This is a genomic window from Micromonospora sp. NPDC049203 (assembly GCF_043197215.1).
In the GTDB taxonomy this organism is placed as follows: Bacteria; Actinomycetota; Actinomycetes; order Mycobacteriales; family Micromonosporaceae; genus Micromonospora.
The window spans coordinates 560,432-578,174 of sequence record NZ_JBICSV010000004.1 but is presented as its reverse complement, the minus strand read 5'-3'; the positions used below and the strand labels follow the sequence as shown (position 1 = coordinate 578,174).

The window sequence follows — 17,743 nt, the reverse complement described above, 5'->3', positions numbered from 1 at the left end:
GGAGCCCGCCGTGGAACTCGCCTGGTACGCCCTGCTCGGCCTCTTCTTCGCCACATATCTCGTGCTCGGCGGCTACGACTACGGCGTCGGCCTGCTGCTGGCCCGGCGCGGCCCGGCACCGGGGAGCCGGGCCACGCTCGCCGCGCTCGGGCCGTTCTTCCTCGGCAACGAGGTCTGGCTGGTGGCGGCCGTCGGCATCCTGTTCGGCGCGTTCCCACGGCTGGAGGGCGAACTGCTCTCCGGCTTCTACCCGGCCGTGCTCGCCGCGCTGGCCGGTGTGGTGCTGGTGACCGCCGGGGTGCAGTTGCGCAGCCGCCCGGTCTCCGCCAGCGCCCGCGCCGCCTGGGACCGGGTGGTGGTGGCGGGCTGCGTACTCGCCGCGCTGGGTTGGGGCGCGCTGCTCGCCGGGCTGCTCCAGGGCCTGCCGGTGGGCACGGACGGCCACGTGGTCGGTGTCGGTCATCTCGCCACTCCGTTCGTCGCCGCCGCCGCGCTGGCGCTGCTCGCGCTGGTGGCGGTGCACGGTGCGACGTTCCTCACGCTCCGGCTGCCGACGATCGAGGCACCGGCGCTCGCCCGGCTGGCGAGCCGCCTGGTGCCCGCCGCGCTCGTCGCGGTCGGCTCCGCCACCGTCCTGGGCCTGCTCTCCGATCGGGTACGCGCCGCGGTGGCGCGGCCGGCGGTGGCCGTACTCCTGCCGTTGGCGCTCGTGGCGGCGCTGCTGACGGCCCGCGCGGCACTGCGGCGGGGCCGGGCCCTGGTGGCCTTCGCGGCGACCGCGACGGCGCTGGCGCTGCCGGCGCCGCTGATCGGGGCCGCGCTCTGGCCCCGGATCCTGGTCTCCACCGCCGACCCGGCGGCGTCGCTGACGGTGGCCGAGGCAGCCGCCAGCCGCCCCACGCTGGCGCTGTTGGGATGGCTCGCGCTACCGCTCCTGCCGGCCCTACTAGGCTTTCAGGCAATGTGCTGGTGGGTGTTCCGGGGACGGATCGACGGCAGGGCACCGGTGTACTGGTGAACCGCCGCCCGTTCGACCCGCGTCTGCTGCGTCGGGTCCCCGCGGCCCGGCGCGACCTCGCCGTGCTCGCGGTGCTGGGCGGGCTCACCGCGCTGCTGGTGATCGCTCAGGCCACCGCGCTGGCGACGCTGCTGGCGACGGCGTTCGACGGACGGCTGCACCGGCCGGCGCTGGCCGGGTTCGTGGCCGCGGTGGCCGGGCGGGCGCTGGTGAGCTGGGCGCAGGGCACTGTGGCGGCGCGGGCCGCCGCCACGGTCAAGGCGGCGCTGCGTGCCGATCTGCTGGGCGCGGTCGGCCGGCACGGCCCCACCTGGGTCGCCGGTCAGCGGGCCGGGCAGCTCGCCACGCTGGCCGGGCGCGGCCTGGACGCGCTGGACCCCTACTTCACCGGCTACCTGCCGCAGCTCGTGCTGAGCGTCACGGTGCCGGTGGCGGTGCTGGCCCGGATCGTGTTCGCCGACTGGAGTTCGGCGTTGATCATCGCGCTCACCATCCCGCTCATCCCGATCTTCGGCGCGCTGCTCGGCTGGCAGGCCCAGGCCGCCACCGAACGGCAGTGGCGGCGGTTGTCGCTGCTCGGCGGGCACTTCCTCGACATGGTCTCCGGGCTGCCCACGCTGCGCGCGTTCGGCCGGTCCCGGGGTCAGGTCGACGTGGTACGCCGGATGGCCGACGGCCACCGCCAGGCCACCATGAAGACGCTCCGGATCGCGTTCCTGTCCGCGCTGGTGCTGGAGCTGGTCGCCACGCTCTCCGTGGCGCTGGTCGCGGTGCCGGTCGGCATCCGGCTGCTCGGCGGCGGCCTCACGCTCTCCACCGCGCTGCTGGTGCTGCTGCTCACGCCGGAGGCGTACCTGCCGCTGCGAGCAGCCGGCAGCCGGTTCCACGCCAGCATGGAAGGGCTCACCGCGCTGGACGAGGCGCTCACGCTCTCCGCCACCGACACCCCCACCGCCGACGAGCCCCGCCGGCCCGCGCCGCGCGGCCGGGGCGAGATCCGCTTCGAGGACGTCACCGTCGCGTACGACCGGACCACGGCGCTGCGCGACGTCACGCTGACCATCCGGCCCGGCGACCGCGTGGCGATCATCGGGCCCAGCGGCGCCGGCAAGAGCACGCTGCTCAACCTGCTGCTCGGCTTCGTCGCACCGACCTCGGGCCGGGTCACCGTCGACGGCGTGGACCTGGCCGGGGTCGACCTCGACGCCTGGCGGCGCGAGCTGGCCTGGGTGCCGCAGCGGGCGCACCTGTTCGCCGGATCGCTCGCCGACAACATCCGCCTCGGCGCACCGGACACCCCGGATGCCGCGCTCGCCGCCGCGGTCACCGGCGCCGCGCTGGACGAGGTGGTCGACGCGCTGCCCGACGGGCTGGACACCCGCCTCGGCGAACGCGGCCACGGCCTGTCCAGCGGCCAGCGGCAACGGGTCGCGCTGGCCCGCGCGTTCCTCCGGGACGCGCCGATCGTGCTGCTCGACGAGCCGACCGCGCGGCTGGACAGCGCCAGCGAGGCGATCGTGCTGGACGCGACCCGGCGGCTGGTCACCGGGCGTACCGCGCTGCTCGTCGCGCACCGGCCCGCACTGCTCGCCGACGCCGACCGGATCCTGCGCGTCGAGGACGGCCGGGTCACCGAACTGCACCCGACCACCACCGGCCCGGCGGTGCCCCGATGATCCCCGTCTCCCCCGCCCGCCCGGCGGTGGCCCGGTGACCGCCGCCGACGGCGTGACGCCGGTGGGCCGCGAGCCCGCCGGGCCGACCGGTGTGCCGGTGACGCCCTCCGGCGCGCCGGAGCCGCCCGCACCCGCCCGGCCGGGTGCCGAGCGGGCGGTGCTGCGCCTGGCCCGGCCGTACCTGAGCCGGCTGCTCGGTGCCGGACTGCTCGCCGCGGCGACCGAGTTCGCCGGTCTGGCGCTGATGGCCACCGCCACCTGGCTGCTGATGAGCGCCGCCGGCCGGCCGCCGCTGGACAGGCTGACGGTGGCCATCGTCGCGGTCCGGGCACTGGCCGTGAGCCGGGGCGTGTTCCGGTACACCGAACGGCTCGCCGGGCACGACGCCGTCCTGCGCATGATCACCGACGTACGGGCGCGCGTCTTCGCCACGCTCGCCGCCCGGCGCGACACCGGCCGGCGTACCGGGGACGCGCTGAGCCGGCTGGTCTCCGACGTGGAGGCGGCCCAGGACCTGCTCCTGCGCGTCCTCGTGCCGGGAGCGGCGGCGGCACTGGTGAGCGTGCTCGCCGTGGGCGTCGCCGCGCTGATCTCACCGCCGGCCGCCGGTGTGCTCGCAATCGGTCTGCTGGTGGCCGGCGTGGCGCTCCCAGCGCTCGCCACCCGGATCACCCGCCGGGCCGCCGACGAGGTGGCCCCACTGCGGGGCGCGCTCGCCGTCGACGCGGTCGACCTCACCCACGGCGCCGCCGACCTGGCCGCGTTCGGTGCGACAGGCGCCGCGCTCGCCGCCGCCGGGAACCGGGGCGCCCGGCTGGCGAAGCTGGAACGCCGGCTCGCCGCGACCGGCTTCGCGGTGGACGCGCTCGGCGTCCTCGTCGGCGGCCTCACCTCCGCCGCGGTGGTGGTCGTGGCGCTGCGGGCCGGGGTCGGCGGCGTGCTGGTCGGCGTCCTCGCGGTCGGCTCGCTCGCCGCCGTGGAGGTGGCACTCGCGCTCGTCGCGGCGGCCCGCCAGCGCACCCAACTGCGGGCTGGGCTGGCCCGGGTCGCCGACCTGCTCACCGAGCCCGGTCCGGCGACGCCACCGGACGCGCCGGAGCCCACTGTCGACGGCCACGACGTGCGGTTCGCCGACGTGACGGTCCGCTACCGGGCCGGTGCCGCCCCCGCGCTGGACGGGTTCGACCTCGACCTGCCGGCCGGCCGGCGCGTGGCGGTGGTCGGGCCGAGCGGCGCCGGCAAGAGCACGCTCGCCGCGGTGCTCACCGGCGCGGTGCGCCCCGGCACCGGCCGGGTCACGGCCGGCGGCGTGCCGGTGTCCGAGATCCCGGCCGAGCACCTGCCCCGGGTCGTCGGCGGCCTGCTCGCCGAGGCGTACGTCTTCCACGCCACCGTCCGGGAGAACCTGCTCCTCGGCCGTCCGGACGCCACCGAGGCGGACCTGGCGGCCGCGACCCGCGCGGCCGGCCTGCTCGACTGGGTACGCGAACAGCCCGAGGGCTGGGACACGGTGGTCGGTGAGCAGGGCGGGCAGCTCTCCGGCGGGCAGCGGCAACGCCTCGCGCTGGCCCGGGCGTTGCTGGCCGCCCCGCCGGTGCTGGTGCTCGACGAGCCGACCGAAGGGCTCGACCCGGCGGCGGCCGACACCGTGCTGGACTCCGCACTCGCCGCGACCCCGGCCGGGCACTCGGTGCTGCTGATCAGCCACCGGCTCAGCGGCCTGGCCGGGCTGGACGAGATCGTGGTGCTCGAAGGCGGCCGGGTGGTGCAGCGCGGCCGGCACGACGAGCTGGTGGCCCGCCCCGGCTGGTACCGGGAGCAGTGGCTGCGCCAGGAGGCGGCCGAGCGCGGCTACCTGGCGATCACGCCCTGACACCCGGCCGGTCGGGGTTTTCCCTGACGCGGGTGTCGGCCGTCGATGGCAGGCTTACCGCATGCGGGTGCATGAGGAGGCGGTGGTCGACCGCCGGCTGCACGAGTTGTCCACGCGGTTGCACGGGCCGGGCCGGCTCAAGACCGACCTGCTGACCGAGGCGCGGCACGCGCTGGAGGACGCCGTCGAGGCGTACCGGGACGGGGGCCTGCCGCCGACGGAGGCGCAGCGGCGGGCGGTCGCCGAGTTCGGCAGCGACGCCCAGCTCGTGCCGGGTTTCCAGGCCGAGCTGGCCGCCGGCGCGCTGCGCGGGCTGGCGCTGCGCACGCTCGTGGTGGCGGTGGTGCTCCTGGCCACCGGTGACCTGACCTGGCAGGGGTCGAGCTGGAGCGGCGGTCCCCCACCGCCGGCCGCCTATCTGCTGCTCTCCGCCGCCCTGAACGTCATCTGGGGTGTGGTCGCCGCGCTCGCGCTCGCCGCTCTGCTGGCCGGTCCGCTCGTCGCCCGGTGGGGAACGGCACGGCTCGCCCACCCGGCCCGGCTGATCGGTTTCGGTCTGACCGGCAGCCTGCTGCTCGGCGCGGCCGCCGGAGGCGCGCTGTTCGGCTGGTCGCTCGGGCTGTGGGACGCCGCGCTCACCTGGCCGCCGATGATCATCGGGATGGTGGTGGTCTCGGCGGCCTGGTTCGCGCTGGCCCGGGCGGCCCGCTGCTGGGTGCTCGCCGACCGCCGGCTGGCCGGCTGAGCCGCCGGCCACGGCCTGACCGTTCCCGGCCTGCCCCCCCCTGCCACTCCCGACCGGCCGGGACACGGCCGGGCGCGGTCAGGCCGGCGCCGTGGGCGGCTCGTCCGCGCCGAGGAACCGCCCGACCGTGGCGCTGAACTCACGCCAGCCGGCCCGCTCCCCGGCGAGCGCCCGGCCACCGGCCTCGGTCAGCTCGTAGGTGCGGCGCTCCCGGCCGTTCACAGTGCTCCACGTGCTCGCCACCAGCCCGGCGCGCTCCAGCCGGCGCAGCGCCGGATAGATGGTGCCGGTGGGCAGGTCCAGCGCGCCGCCGCTGCGGGCGCGCAACGCCTCGATGATCGCGTAGCCGTGCAGCGCGCCCCGTTCCAGCACCGCGAGCAGCAGCGCGTCCAGGTGTCCGTGCAGCGCCTGCGCCTTCATGTGTAGCAACGCTACTTGTCGGCCCGCCGCGACGCCATGGGGTGCACCTCCCGGCCGGAACGGTCGCCCACTAGGGTATGTGCCCAGAGTCACTCGGCGGCGCGACGCCGCCGGGTGGGCAACCCGAACGCACACGGAGGTCAGCGTGGCCCGCCAGTCGCCCCAACGGCCCGACGCCGACGAGCCCGAGCTCGACGACACCGACGCCGCCGTCGCGGCCGACGAGGCCGAGGAGGACCGCCCGCCGGCCGACCGCGCGCTCTGGGACGAGGTGCGGATCGACCCGGTGGAGATCGCCCTGCCCGCCGGCACCGGCTTCACGCTGCGGGCGTACCGGCAGGCGCGCGAGCTGACCCCGACCGATGTCGTCGAGCGCGACCAGGACGACCCGTTCCTGGCCCGCCGCCAGGTCGTCGAGACCGAGGACGACGAGGAGGTGGTGATCCTCGACGAGGAGTTCGCCGCCCTCTCCGCCGAGGAGGACGACGAGGACGAGGAGAAGGACGCCAAGTCCCGCCGCAAGGGCAAGGCCGACGCCTCGGACGACGAGGCCGCGGCCGAGGCCGACGACGAGGCCGAAGACGACGAGGACGCGGACGAGGACGAGGCGGGCGACGAGGAGGTGCCGGTCTTCCTCACCCACAAGGGCCGGCTCCTGCTGTTCAAGACCCCCGAGTCATTGGTCACTTTCATCCGTTCCGGTGCGCCGAACGACATGTCCCAGCTGGACAGCTGGAATGAACTGTCCGAACGGCTGGAGCCGGCCGACATCGCCCCGCTGGACGAGGACACCTACGAGCTCGACCTGGTGGTGGAGAACCTGCGCGGTGGCCACGACGCGTGGGACCACGAGCTGCTGATCGAAGCCGGTGAGATCGCCCGTGACCTGGCGTACGCCCTGCGGCTACCGGCGGTGCTGGACATGCTCTCCGCCGGCTCCAGCCTGGACGACCTGGACGAGGCGCTGCGCGCTTCCGTGAACGGTGGCGTCGGTGGTTTCCTGGGTCGTCGCCGGCTGAAGAAAATCGGGGCACAAACCGCAAGTCTCGGTTGGCGCACCATTGTCGGGAAGATCTCTGCGGTTGTGGACTGGCGCGACTGACCCGGAGCGGGGAGCATCAGTCTCTGGCAGTGCAAGACCTGTGTCCCGGGAGGAGGACGACGCCGTGGCGCTCGTGCGCGTGTACTGCGGTCTGGCCTCGGCAGATCCGGCCGACCGAACGGCTTCGGCCGGAACGACGCTGACGTCCGCTGTGGTCGACGACGCAGGCCGTCTGCTGCACGTCTGCGAGATCGGTGACGATCCCGCCGGTTACGCCCGGCTGGTCGCGCTGCTGGTGGAGCGGTCCGGCGGTCCGAGCGGGGCGGCCATCGCCGCCGACAGCGACGACCACATCGTCACCTCGCTGCTGAGCGCCGCCGGCCGGCCGCTGGCGATCGCCGACGACGACTCGGTCGACGACTTCGCCGAGCGCTTCGCCGACGACGACTCCCTGGAGGAGATGCAGTCCCCGCCCGCCGAGCGCCGGGCGGTCGGGCTGGCCCGCGCGCTCCAGGCCGGCGCGCTCTCCGCGGTTACCCTCCCGGCCCCGCGTGAACTCGCCGGATACACGCAGGTCCTGGCCGCGCACGCGGCGCTGGCGAGTGGCCGGCACTCCGCTGCGGTGACGCTGCGCGAGGTGCTCCGCGAGCTCTATCCGGCCGCGCTGCGGGCCTATCCGGACCCCGCCGACCGGGTCGCCCTGGCGGTGCTCGACGCGCTGCCCGAACCGGGCACGCTCACCGGCCCCGCGGCCCGTGGCGGCCGCGACGGCGGGCTGACCGCCGACGCGGTGGTCGCCCATCTGGCCGGCGAAGGGGTGGCCGACGCCGACGCCGTCTCCGACGCGGTGACCGCGCTGCGCGTCGCCATCTCCGAGACGCCCCGGCGGGCCACCGTGAACCGGACGCTCACCGCGGCCGTCGCCGAGACCGTACGGCAGGCCGTCGCCTCGGTCCGGACCTGTGACGCCGGCTGCGACGCGCTCGTCGGCGCGCTCGCCGAACGCACCGCTCCCACTCCCGCGACCGGCCGCCGGGCCGCCGCCCGACGGGGAGAGCAGGTCGACGAGCTGGCCTCGACGTCGGCGGCCGACCTTCGGCCGGTGCGCTCCCTCCAGCCCGGCCCGGCCGCCGAGCCCCACCACGGTCGTCCCGAGCCGGCCGGGGCACCCGAGCCGGCCGGCCGTCGCGGCCGTCCCGAGCCGGTCCCCGGTGGGCGGCGCAGCCGCCCGGAGCCGGTGTCCGGTCCGGCCGCCACGACGACACCCCGGCCGCTCGGCCCGCCACCTGTCGCGCCCGCACCGGTGACGCCGCCGCCCGTCGCCCCGGCCCCGGTCACGCCCGTCGCTCCGGCGGCCGCACTGGGCCGGCCGGCGTCTGCTCCCCCGGCACGGCCCGAGCCGACCGGCGCGCCACTGCCGTCGCGGGTGGACGGCCCCACCAACCGGCCGGTCTCCGCGCCGCCCCCGCCGCCGCCGGGCATCACGCCGATCGCGCCCTCCCCGCGTGGCGCCGTCCCGCCGGCCGAGGCCGGCGAGCCGTTCCGCCCGACGCTCACCACCGCGGCGATCAACAAGGCCCGGGCCGAGCGGCAGCGCACCGTCATCCCGCCCCGGCCCAAGACCAACCAGCACCAGGAACCGCCGACCGGTGGGTTCAGCGCCACCGACCTGAGCATCCCGGTGCCGGCCCCGCGCCCGCCCGCGCCGGAGGCGGCTCCGCCGGGTTCCCGGGCGAACTGGCCGCTCGTGAACAACGAGGACGACGCCGCGCGGGAGCGGGAGGGCACCACCTACCCGTACGGGCGAGGCGTGGACGCGCCGAGCGACCCGGGCCGCGTCACGCCGCCGTGGCTCGCCGACGACCTGCCGCAGGAGCCGCCGATGCTGCGGCTGGTGGAGCCGCCGCCGCTCGCCGACCGCGCGTTGCGCGACGAGATGAGCCCCGGTCTGGAGACGCCCCCGCTGCGTCTGGTCGACCAGGGCGACCCGGGCCGGGTCCCGCTGCCCGCCGCACCCGAGCGGCGTCCCGCGCCGAAGGAGCACCGGCCGCCGCCGGTCTCCGACGAGGGTGACGGCGATCTGCTGATCTTCGCGCAGGCCAAGTCCGCCTGGTTCGTCGGGCACGGCGACGAGGCCGACCTGGACTGGTCGACCACCGCCGACACCGGCTGGCAGGCGGCCGAGCAGGCGGCCCGCCCGGCCGTCGGCGCGGAGACCAAGGCCGGTCTGCCCAAGCGCGTACCGCAGGCCAACCTGGTGCCGGGTTCCCCGCTGCGCGAGGAGCGTCCACTGCGCATCGTCCGGAACGCGGCGAGCCTCGCCGAGAACACCACCGGTTACTTCCGGGGGTGGCGGCGCGGTCAGGAGATCGGCGGCTTCGCCGTGGGCGGCCGTCCGGGCCGTGAGGCGGCCGGGGGCTGGGACTTCACCCGCGACACCGGTGACCGCGACGACGACCGGGAATACGAGTACCGTTCGGCGGGCTACCGCTCCTGACCCGGGCTCGCCGGGTGTTTCATCCCACACCGGGGCGATTTGACGCTGGGCTGGACCGGCCGGGAACATACCCGGCGGACCAGCGGCGGCGCCTGTTCGCCGGGGTGGGAAGGCGATTCCATTGGCGACACCGGCGTTCGACTCCACTGTGCTCACCCGGCGGGGTGTCCTCGCCGCCGCGGCCGGGAGCCTGCTGCTCGCCGGTTGCGCGCCGCAGGGCCAGCGGCCGGACGACGGCCCGTCCAGCAGCGCGCCGGCCGACCAGGACCTGATCGTCGGGGCGAGTCTTGAGCTGACCGGCGCGGGGGCGCTGCTCGGTGCCGCCCAGCGGCAGGCCCTGCAACTCACCGCCGACTCGCTGAACCGCGCCGGCGTACCGGTCGGGAACCTGGTCCGATCGGTCCGGCTGCAGATCCTGGACAACGGCAGCAATCCCGAGGTCGCCGCGCGCCATGCCGCCGATCTGACCCGGGTCGGCGCCCAGGCGCTGATCGGCGGTGTGCTCGGCGAGACCTCGATGGCCCTCGCGGCGGCCGCCCAGCGGGTCAAGACGCCCTTCCTGTCACTCGGCTACGGTGACCGCATCGTGCAGCCGCTGGACGAACGCACGTTCACCTACAAGCTCACCCCGGACGCCGTGGACATGGCCGGGCGCCTGGTGGAGCTGTTCGAGTCCAAGAAGATCCGGCGGGTGTCGGTGCTCGCCGCCGACGGGATGCACGGCGACTCGGGTGTGCGGGCGATGCGGGAGGCGCTCGCCGACAGCACCACCGACCTGGTCCGCACGGTACGCCTGCCGGCGACCGGTCGGCGCTTCCGTGCCGCCGCCGAGCGCGTCGCCGGGGGCCAGCGGGACGGCGTGGTGGTCTGGGGTACCGCGCCCGACTCCGGAGTCGCCGCGCGGGAGCTACGTGCCGCCGGCCACCGCGGGCCGATCTTCTTCGACGCCGGGGCGGTCGCCGACGACACCGTGCAGGGTGCCAACGCCGCCGCCGTGGAGGACGCGTACGCGGTGCACCCGGCCTGCCTGGACGTCTCCGCGGCCACCGCCACCACGACGGCGCAGCTGGCCCGCCGGGACTTCGTCAACCGCTACACGCAGCGCCACGGCGTCAGCCCGGACTTCGCCCCGTACGCCTCGGACGCGCTCCAGCTCCTCGCCACGTCGGCGCGGATGGCGACGAGCCTGGACCGGGGCCGGCTGCGTGCCCTACTCCAGGCGCAGACCGTCGAGGGCATCGCCGGCGGGTACGCGTTCAGCGCCGACCGGCACGGCGGCATGGAGCCCGACTCGCTCGCCGTGTACCAGGTGTTCCGGGGCACCTGGACCCGGTACGCCTGACCGGAGACGCCACCCGGCGACCGTCCTGCCTGGAGGGTCACCGGGTGATCGCGTACCGTGTCCGTCCCCAGACGCCAGGAAGCGCCCGGTGGCCTCAGGCCGCCGGGCGCTTCCGCGCGTCGGTCAGGCGGGCGCGACGGCCCGCGAGCGCCGCATGGTGAGCACGTACTCGACCAGCGAGATCAGCACGTGCTTCGTGGACTCCCGGTTACGGGCGTCGCACGGCACCACCGGCACGTCGCGGGAGATCGCCAGCGCGTCCCGGACGTCCTGCGGATCGTGGTACTGCATGCCGTCGAAGCAGTTGATGGCCACCAGGTACGGCAGCCGCCGGTGCTCGAAGAAGTCGATGGCGGCGAAGCAGTCGGCGAGCCGCCGGGTGTCGACCAGCACCACAGCGCCGATCGCACCACGGACCAACTCGTCCCACATGAACCAGAACCGCGTCTGACCCGGCGTACCGAAGAGGTACAGGATCAGGTCACGGTCGATCGAGATACGACCGAAGTCCATCGCCACCGTGGTCGTCGTCTTGCCCGGCACCTGCCGGGTGTCGTCGACGCCGACACCGGCGGAGGTCATGATCGCTTCGGTGGTCAGCGGCGTGATCTCCGAGACCGAGCCGACCAGCGTCGTCTTGCCGACGCCGAACCCACCGGCGATAACGATCTTCGCCGACGTCACGCGGCCGCTCTGGGCCGGCGGCCGGTGCGACATGTCAGAGCCTGCGAAGTCCACTCAGCACCCTCTCCAGCAGTTCAGTGCCCACCGCGTCGTCGGAGTCGTCCAAAATGGTCGGCTCGTGGACCGCGACCAGGCCGTCCGTCGCCATGTCGGCGATGAGCACCCGGGCCACGCCGAGCGGAAGCTGCATCCGCGCCGCGATCTCGGCGAGCGACTGCACACGTCCGTCACACAACGCGGCGATGTACTGGTGTTCACGACCGTGGCCACCATTGCCAGTGGCAACCGCTCGGCCGCGCACCGTCGTCTCGACGAGCGCCTCCAGGGCGATGTCGAGCCGGGGACGGGTACGACCGCGGGTAACGGCGTACGGCCGGACCAACGCTCCGGTCGGCTCGTCACGATCCGCCATTTCGCCGCTCACCTCCCTCGTACCCGGCACCGGCTCGCCCCGGTGGCATCCGTCGCTGTATTTGTCGTTCCCGCACCTGACCCACCGGCCAGCGCGTCATTCAGCCCATCATCCCCACAGCCGTTCGCGGCTGCGGCGTCAGGGCATCGCCCACCCGGTCCACGAGCAGGGCCATCTCGTACCCGACCTGACCCACGTCGCAGCTCCGCGCCGCCAGCACCGCGAACGACGAGCCGTCCGAGATGGACATCAGGAACAGGAAACCGTTGTCCATCTCGACGACTGTCTGCAACACCGCCCCGCCCTCGAAGCAGCGGGCCGCGCCCTGGGTCAGGCTGACCAGACCGGACGCGATCGCGGCGAGCTGGTCGGCGCGGTCCCGCGGAAGGTCACGGGACGAGGCGAGAAGCAGGCCGTCGGCCGACACCGCGACCGCGTGCGCCACACCGGGCACCCGGTCGGCGAAGTTGGCGAGCAGCCATCCGAGATCCTGCGTAGTAGTCATCCTTGTTGCTCCTTCTGCCCGCTCCCGGCCGCCGGGCCTGAGTCAGACTGCGAGGACTGCTGCCCGCCCGGAGTGCCCTCCGGGCCGGTCGTGTTGCTGTCGGTGTTACGCCCGCGCTGCACGCCTCGATGGTAGGCCGAGAGCAGGCCCCGGACTCCCTCCGGCGTCCGCCGCTGCACCGACGCGGAGGGCTTCTCGATGCTGCCCGGCACGAGCTGCGCCATCGGCTTCCGCTTCGGCAGACCCTTCTGGGTGGTCTCCGCGACCGGCACCTCGGTGGCCGCGGAGGCGGCCCGCCAGCCGTCGTCGGCGGCGGTCTGCCACGGTGAGGACTGCGGTGACGCGGCCGGCTGCCGGGTGGGCAACCCCCCGGTGTACGCCGGACGGGTGTTCCCGTTCGCCGCGCCGTTGTCACGCGGTGCTCCGCCGGCCGTCGGAGTGTGTGCCATCGGTGTGTTACCTGTCGTTGCTGGTGTCGTCTGCGGCACGGGCCGGCCGGCTGTGTCCACCTTGGCGAACTGCTGGGTGGCGGCGGCGCCACCGTTCGTCGCCGGGGCCGGGGCCGCCGCCTCCTCGTTGGGCCCGGGCCGGCGGGTACGGAACCACGCCGACTCCAGCTCCCGGAAGATCGGCAGCTCCATCGTCTCGTCCGCGTACCGCTGGCGGTTGCCCGGCTGCTGCGGCGCGGCCGGGCGCGACACCGGCGCCGCGGGGGTGGCCGGGCGGCCCGCCGCCGGAGCGGCGGCCTGCTGGCCAGCCGCCGGCTGCGGGTTGGCGGGCATCTCCGTGCGCGGCACCCGGGGCAGCTCGGTGGTCATGTCCATGCCACTGGCGGGCCGTTCCGGCACCGGCGGAGCCGGCGTCGGCGCGACCGGGGGCCAGACCGGCGGGGCGCTGACACCCGGGGCGGGCATCGGGCGCGTCGGCAACTGGTTCGCCGGCGGCGCGGAGGCCGGGTGACCCGAGGTGGGCTGCCCGGAGACCGGGGCGGCCGACGCGGGGTGCCCGGAGACCGGAGCCGCCGAGACCGGGCGGTACGGCAGCGGGTCACCGGAGACCGGCGCCGCGGACACCGGACGGCCCGAGAACGGGTCGCCGGAGACCGGGGCGGCCGAGACCGGGCGGTACGGCATCGGGTTGCCGGAGACCGGCACGCCGGAGACCGGCGGCAGCGGCGGCGCCGACACCGGCGGGACGGGCGGCGCGGAGACCGGCGGCGGGCTGTAGGGCCGCGCCTCCGGGCTGCTCGGGAGCTGACGCGGGATCGCCGGCTGCTGGCCGGTGCTGCCCGGATCGCCGTCGGCCGGGTTGCGCCGCTGCGGCAGCGGGTCCATCGACTGGCCGTTTGCGGGCCGGGGACCGAAGCCACCGTCCCCGCCGGCCGGGTTGGCGCCGGTCAGGTCGGACCAGGCCGGCATGGCCCGGCCGCCGCCGGCGGCGTTCGCCGGGGTGCCCGCGCCGTTGCGCGGCGCCGGGTCGAAGGCGCGTCCGCCGAGCGTGACCTGGTTGCCCGAGGAGCCCGGGTGCGCCGCGGGCGGCAGGCTCGGCGCGTTGTTGCCGAAGGCGGCCAGGGCGCCGAAGGCCGGCGCCGGGCCGTTCTGCTGCGGGCCGGCGGCCGGCAGCGCCGGTCCGGGCTGTCCGCGGCCGGCCAGGGCGCGCGGCACCAGGACCGAGGTCGGCAGCGTCACGTCGGCGACGGTGCCCCGGTCGGCGCCGGGCCGCAGCTCGACCCGGACTCCGTGCCGGGCGGCCAGCCGCGCGACCACGACCAGGCCCATCATCCGGGAGACCGCGACGTCCACCTGCGGCGGCGTGGCCAGCCGCTCGTTGAGGTCACGGATCTGCTCCGGGCTGATGCCGATGCCCCGGTCCTCCACGTAGAGGGAGGCGCGGTCGCCGACCCGCCGGGCCTCCACCATGACCTGGGAGTCCGGCGGGGAGAAGGCGGTGGCGTTGTCGAACAGCTCGGCGACCAGGTGCACCAGGTCGTTGACAGCGTGCGCGGCGACCTCGATGTCCCGGTCGATCACGCCGAACTCGATCCGGGTGTAGTGCTCGACCTCGGACTGGGCGGCGCGGAGCACGTCGATCAGGGCGGCGGGCTCGCGCTGCACGCGGGTGGAGTCCGCTCCGGCGAGGACCAGCAGGTTCTCGTCGTTGCGGCGCATCCGGGTGGCCAGGTGGTCGAGCTGGAACAGCTCGGCCAGCCGGTCCGGGTCCTCCTCGCCGCGCTCCAGCCGGTCGAGGTGGCCGATCAGCCGGTCGACCAGGATCTGCGAGCGGCGGGCCAGGTTGACGAACATGGTCGCGACCGAGGCCCGCAGGGCGGCCTGCTCGGCGGCGGTACGGACGGCCTCCAGGTGGACGGCGTTGAACGCCTCGGTCACCTGGCCGAACTCGTCCTTGCTGCGCACCGGCAGCGGCTCGGCGATCTGGTTGGCCAGTTGGACCGGGGAGAGCTGGCCGGTCACCTGCGGATCCCGCAGCCGGGCGACCGCCTGTGGCAGCCCGTACTGGGCCACCGCCAGGGCGCCCTGGCGCAGGTCGCGCAGCGAGCGGGCCATCGACCGGGCCACCAGGTAGGCGAAGAGGATGGCCAGCAGCAGCATGGTGAGCAGCAGGCCGGTCTCCAGGAACACCTGGCGCTGGGTGTCCGAGCGCAGCGCGTCGGCCTGCCGGACCACGTTGCCGTCGAGCCGGGCCTCCACGGTCCGGATCAGCTTGGCGTTGGCGACCATGGTCTGGTCCCACTGGTCCGACCCGAACGGGGCGTTCTCCATCGAGCCGTTGTTGTTGCCGGAGATGAAACTGGTGAAGCGGTCGGCCTTGCGCAGGTCGGGCCCGGAGACGGTCTGCTCGTAGAACAGCTTGTCGGGCTCGGTGGCGACGGCCTGGAAGGTGGCCAGCGACTGCGACTGGCCGGTGCCGCTGGCGATGAACTGCTCGCGCAGCGCGGCGGTGTACTGGTTCTGGGTGAGCGCCTGGTGGACGACGACCCGGCGCTGGGTCAGGTATTCCTTCTGGCGGGCCACGGCGGCCGACGCGCGCATCCGGTCACTCAGGTCGTTGTTGCCGGCGAGCTGGGTGGCCGAGTCGCGGATGGTCAGCAGGTCCTCGATGAGCTGGCGGTACGCCTGATCGGCATCGTTGATCTTGAGCTTGCCGTTCAGCACCTGGCTGCGCGTCGCCGGCAGGTCCTTCAGCTGGGTGTCGATCGTGTCCAGCAGCCCGACGAAGTTGCGGGGCAGGTCGTCGATCTCGCCACGCTGCCGCAGGTAGGGCGACTTCGCCTGGTCCACCCGCTGGTTGGCCCGGTTGTAACCCTCCTGGTACTGCGCCCGGGTCTGGAACTCCTTGGCGCCGAGGAAGAGCACGGCGCCGACCCGCTCGTCCTGCACGGTGTCGACCAGGTCACCCGAGTAGCCGATCAGGTTGGCCAGATCCCCCGCCCGGTTGGCATTGTTGAGCGTCTCCAGGTGGTCGACCAGACCACTGGTGCCCACCACGACCGTGGCGATGGTCGGCACGATCATGATCAGACCGAGCTTGGACCAGATCGGCATGTCGCGTAGCCGGCTCATCGGCCGGCGCAGCCGCGACAGGAAGGAGCCCGCCGTCGTTGGCCGTTTGCTCACGTCACCGCCCTCGCATTACCGCGCTCCGCGCCACCCTGAGGGCAACGCCGAGCGACCGACCCGGCGGGTCGGACCTCCGAGATTCCATCACGCCGCTCCGCAAAGAGAAAGACCAGGTTGTCCCTCGCCGGAGGTGTGATGAGATGTTGATGCAATTTGATAGCAATCCGTCTGGCCGGAGTCACTGAAGGTAATGAATCACCCGCACCGCGTCGTCTTGCTAGCCGGCCCCTCCGGGTCGGGAAAGTCATACATAGCCCAGCGAACCGGACTTCCGGTGCTCTGCCTGGACGACTTCTACAAGGACGGCGATGACCCTACGTGTCCACGTCGAAACGGACAGGTGGATTGGGAGTCCCCACTGTCCTGGGATGCGGACACAGCGGTGCAAACAATCACCCGACTGGCCCGTGAGGGCAAGGCCGAAGTGCCGGTTTATGCGATCGGCGCGGACCGCCGGGTAGCCACCCGGCCATTCGATGTCGACGGATCGCCAATCTTCGTCGCCGAGGGGATCTTCGCGGCCGAGATCGTGGCCGAGTGCCGGCGACGCGGGCTGCTCGCCGGGGCGTACGCGTTGCGCCGCCCGCGTGGCGCGACGTTCCTGCGCCGCCTCGCCCGGGATCTCGCCGAACAGCGCAAGGCGCCCCGGGTGCTGCTCCGGCGCGGCGTCGCGCTGCTGCGCGCCGAACCAGCCGTGCTGCGCCGGCAGACCGGACTGGGCGCCGAGGCGGCCCGGGCCGGGCAGGTGCTGCGCGGGGTGGCCGCGCTGCTCTCCGGCCACCCCCGCCAGTCGTGATCAGCCGATCAGCTCGGCGTACGCCGGCTTGATCACCTCGTCGATGATCCGCAGCCGCTCGTCGAACGGGATGAACGCGCTCTTCATCGCGTTGATGGTGAACCACTGGAGTTCCTTCCAGCCGTAGCCGAAGGCCTCCACCAGCAGCGCCATCTCCCGCGACATCGAGGTGCCGCTCATCAGCCGGTTGTCGGTGTTCACCGTCACCCGGAACCGCAGGTCGCGCAGCAGCCCGATCGGGTGGTCGGCGATCGAGGCCGCCGCCCCGGTCTGCACGTTCGACGACGGGCACAGCTCCAGCGGGATGCGCTTGTCCCGCACGTACGCGGCCAGCCGGCCCAGCACCGGCGGGTTGCCCGGGGTGATGTCGTCGACGATGCGGACGCCGTGGCCGAGCCGGTCGGCGCCGCACCACTGGATCGCCTGCCAGATGGACGGCAGGCCGAACGCCTCACCGGCGTGGATGGTGAAGTGGAAGTTCTCCCGCTGGAGGTACTCGAACGCGTCCAGGTGCCGGGTGGGCGGGAAGCCCGCCTCGGCGCCGGCGATGTCGAAGCCGACCACCCCGGTGTCGCGGTGCCGCACGGCCAGCTCGGCGATCTCCTGCGAGCGGGCCGCGTGCCGCATCGCGGTCAGCAGGGTGCCGACCCGGATCGGGGTGCCCGCCTCGGCGGCCAGCGCGCTGCCCTCCCGGAAGCCGGTGACGACGGCGTCGACCACCTCGTCCAGGGTCAGGTTCTGCTCCAGGTGCTGCTCCGGCGCGAACCGCACCTCGGCGTAGACCACACCGTCGGCGGCCAGGTCCAGCGCGCACTCCCGGGCGACCCGGCGCAACGCGGCGGGGGTCTGCATGACCGCCACCGTGTGCGCGAACGTCTCCAGGTAGCGCTCCAGCGAGCCGGAGTTCGCCGCCTCGGTGAACCAGAGGCCGAGCGCAGCCGGGTCGGTGGTGGGCAGTTCGTGACCGACCTCGGCGGCCAGCTCCACGATCGTCGCGGGCCGCAGGCCGCCGTCGAGGTGATCGTGCAGCAGCGCCTTCGGGACCTTGACGATGTCCTCGTACGAGATTGCGACCATGCTCAGACCCTAGTCACC

General features: G+C 74.5%; 14 protein-coding genes. 8 read left to right on the top strand and 6 right to left on the bottom strand.

Annotated features, from left to right (window positions below; genetic code table 11):
- Nucleotides 1–10 precede the first annotated feature (10 nt).
- The 4 genes from ACGFIA_RS15215 to ACGFIA_RS15200 all read left to right on the top strand — a co-directional run bounded on the left by ACGFIA_RS15215 (nucleotide 11) and on the right by ACGFIA_RS15200 (nucleotide 5,312).
- Nucleotides 11–1,018 (top strand): cytochrome d ubiquinol oxidase subunit II, encoded by a 1,008-nt coding sequence (locus tag ACGFIA_RS15215; RefSeq protein WP_393260391.1) that lies wholly within the window; start codon nucleotides 11–13, stop codon nucleotides 1,016–1,018.
- Nucleotides 1,015–2,694 (top strand): thiol reductant ABC exporter subunit CydD, encoded by a 1,680-nt coding sequence (gene cydD, locus ACGFIA_RS15210; protein WP_393260388.1) that lies wholly within the window; start codon nucleotides 1,015–1,017, stop codon nucleotides 2,692–2,694. The genes ACGFIA_RS15215 and cydD overlap by 4 nt, the downstream gene beginning before the upstream one ends.
- 91 nt (nucleotides 2,695–2,785) lie before the next feature.
- Nucleotides 2,786–4,567 carry a thiol reductant ABC exporter subunit CydC gene (gene cydC, locus ACGFIA_RS15205; protein WP_393260473.1) on the top strand — a complete coding sequence of 594 codons (1,782 nt, stop codon included), beginning with the start codon at nucleotides 2,786–2,788 and terminating at the stop codon, nucleotides 4,565–4,567.
- A gap of 61 nt (nucleotides 4,568–4,628) precedes the next feature.
- Entirely contained in the window at nucleotides 4,629–5,312 is a 684-nt protein-coding gene (locus ACGFIA_RS15200; protein ID WP_393260385.1) for a permease prefix domain 1-containing protein, read from the top strand.
- Between the two features lie 78 nt (nucleotides 5,313–5,390).
- Here the strand turns inward: ACGFIA_RS15200 and ACGFIA_RS15195 are convergent, their stop codons facing one another.
- On the bottom strand, nucleotides 5,391–5,732 hold the full coding sequence (locus tag ACGFIA_RS15195) for a helix-turn-helix transcriptional regulator (RefSeq protein ID WP_354864763.1): 342 nt from the start codon (nucleotides 5,730–5,732) through the stop codon (nucleotides 5,391–5,393).
- 145 nt (nucleotides 5,733–5,877) lie between these two features.
- Between ACGFIA_RS15195 and ACGFIA_RS15190 the strand changes: the two genes are divergently transcribed.
- From ACGFIA_RS15190 to ACGFIA_RS15180, 3 genes are all read left to right on the top strand, one after another.
- Nucleotides 5,878–6,834 (top strand): DNA primase, encoded by a 957-nt coding sequence (locus ACGFIA_RS15190; RefSeq protein WP_357473038.1) that lies wholly within the window; start codon nucleotides 5,878–5,880, stop codon nucleotides 6,832–6,834.
- A gap of 40 nt (nucleotides 6,835–6,874) precedes the next feature.
- The gene (locus ACGFIA_RS15185; RefSeq protein ID WP_393260381.1) at nucleotides 6,875–9,271 is read left to right on the top strand and encodes a transposase; all 2,397 of its coding nucleotides are present in this window, start codon (nucleotides 6,875–6,877) and stop codon (nucleotides 9,269–9,271) included.
- A gap of 121 nt (nucleotides 9,272–9,392) precedes the next feature.
- Complete coding sequence (locus ACGFIA_RS15180; protein WP_393260378.1) at nucleotides 9,393–10,613, top strand: ABC transporter substrate-binding protein; 1,221 nt, start codon at nucleotides 9,393–9,395, stop codon at nucleotides 10,611–10,613.
- A 123-nt stretch (nucleotides 10,614–10,736) separates the two neighbouring features.
- Here the strand turns inward: ACGFIA_RS15180 and ACGFIA_RS15175 are convergent, their stop codons facing one another.
- The 4 genes from ACGFIA_RS15175 to ACGFIA_RS15160 form a co-directional block, all read right to left on the bottom strand.
- Entirely contained in the window at nucleotides 10,737–11,330 is a 594-nt protein-coding gene (locus tag ACGFIA_RS15175) for an ATP/GTP-binding protein (protein WP_269702284.1), read from the bottom strand.
- 1 nt (nucleotide 11,331) lies between these two features.
- The gene (locus tag ACGFIA_RS15170; RefSeq protein WP_030501200.1) at nucleotides 11,332–11,709 is read right to left on the bottom strand and encodes a DUF742 domain-containing protein; all 378 of its coding nucleotides are present in this window, start codon (nucleotides 11,707–11,709) and stop codon (nucleotides 11,332–11,334) included.
- A gap of 100 nt (nucleotides 11,710–11,809) precedes the next feature.
- The gene (locus tag ACGFIA_RS15165; RefSeq protein ID WP_013283992.1) at nucleotides 11,810–12,214 is read right to left on the bottom strand and encodes a roadblock/LC7 domain-containing protein; all 405 of its coding nucleotides are present in this window, start codon (nucleotides 12,212–12,214) and stop codon (nucleotides 11,810–11,812) included.
- Nucleotides 12,211–15,849, bottom strand: a complete 3,639-nt coding sequence (locus tag ACGFIA_RS15160; protein WP_357473044.1) for a nitrate- and nitrite sensing domain-containing protein — start codon at nucleotides 15,847–15,849, stop codon at nucleotides 12,211–12,213. The genes ACGFIA_RS15165 and ACGFIA_RS15160 overlap by 4 nt, the downstream gene beginning before the upstream one ends.
- A gap of 385 nt (nucleotides 15,850–16,234) precedes the next feature.
- Here ACGFIA_RS15160 and ACGFIA_RS15155 point away from each other — a divergent pair, with 385 nt between their 5' ends.
- Nucleotides 16,235–16,648 carry a hypothetical protein gene (locus tag ACGFIA_RS15155; RefSeq protein ID WP_357473046.1) on the top strand — a complete coding sequence of 138 codons (414 nt, stop codon included), beginning with the start codon at nucleotides 16,235–16,237 and terminating at the stop codon, nucleotides 16,646–16,648.
- Here the strand turns inward: ACGFIA_RS15155 and ACGFIA_RS15150 are convergent, their stop codons facing one another.
- Nucleotides 16,649–17,725 carry an adenosine deaminase gene (locus ACGFIA_RS15150; RefSeq protein WP_357381474.1) on the bottom strand — a complete coding sequence of 359 codons (1,077 nt, stop codon included), beginning with the start codon at nucleotides 17,723–17,725 and terminating at the stop codon, nucleotides 16,649–16,651. It lies immediately after the preceding gene.
- Between the last annotated feature and the right edge of the window lie 18 nt (nucleotides 17,726–17,743).

Excerpts from the sequence above, each read along its gene's own strand:
- ACGFIA_RS15200 (WP_393260385.1), top strand. The coding sequence starts at position 4,629 with ATGCGGGTGCATGAGGAGGCGGTGGTCGACCGCCGGCTGCACGAGTTG.
- ACGFIA_RS15195 (WP_354864763.1), bottom strand. The coding sequence starts at position 5,732 with ATGAAGGCGCAGGCGCTGCACGGACACCTGGACGCGCTGCTGCTCGCG.
- ACGFIA_RS15175 (WP_269702284.1), bottom strand. The coding sequence starts at position 11,330 with ATGTCGCACCGGCCGCCGGCCCAGAGCGGCCGCGTGACGTCGGCGAAG.
- ACGFIA_RS15170 (WP_030501200.1), bottom strand. The coding sequence starts at position 11,709 with ATGGCGGATCGTGACGAGCCGACCGGAGCGTTGGTCCGGCCGTACGCC.
- ACGFIA_RS15165 (WP_013283992.1), bottom strand. The coding sequence starts at position 12,214 with ATGACTACTACGCAGGATCTCGGATGGCTGCTCGCCAACTTCGCCGAC.
- ACGFIA_RS15150 (WP_357381474.1), bottom strand. The coding sequence starts at position 17,725 with ATGGTCGCAATCTCGTACGAGGACATCGTCAAGGTCCCGAAGGCGCTG.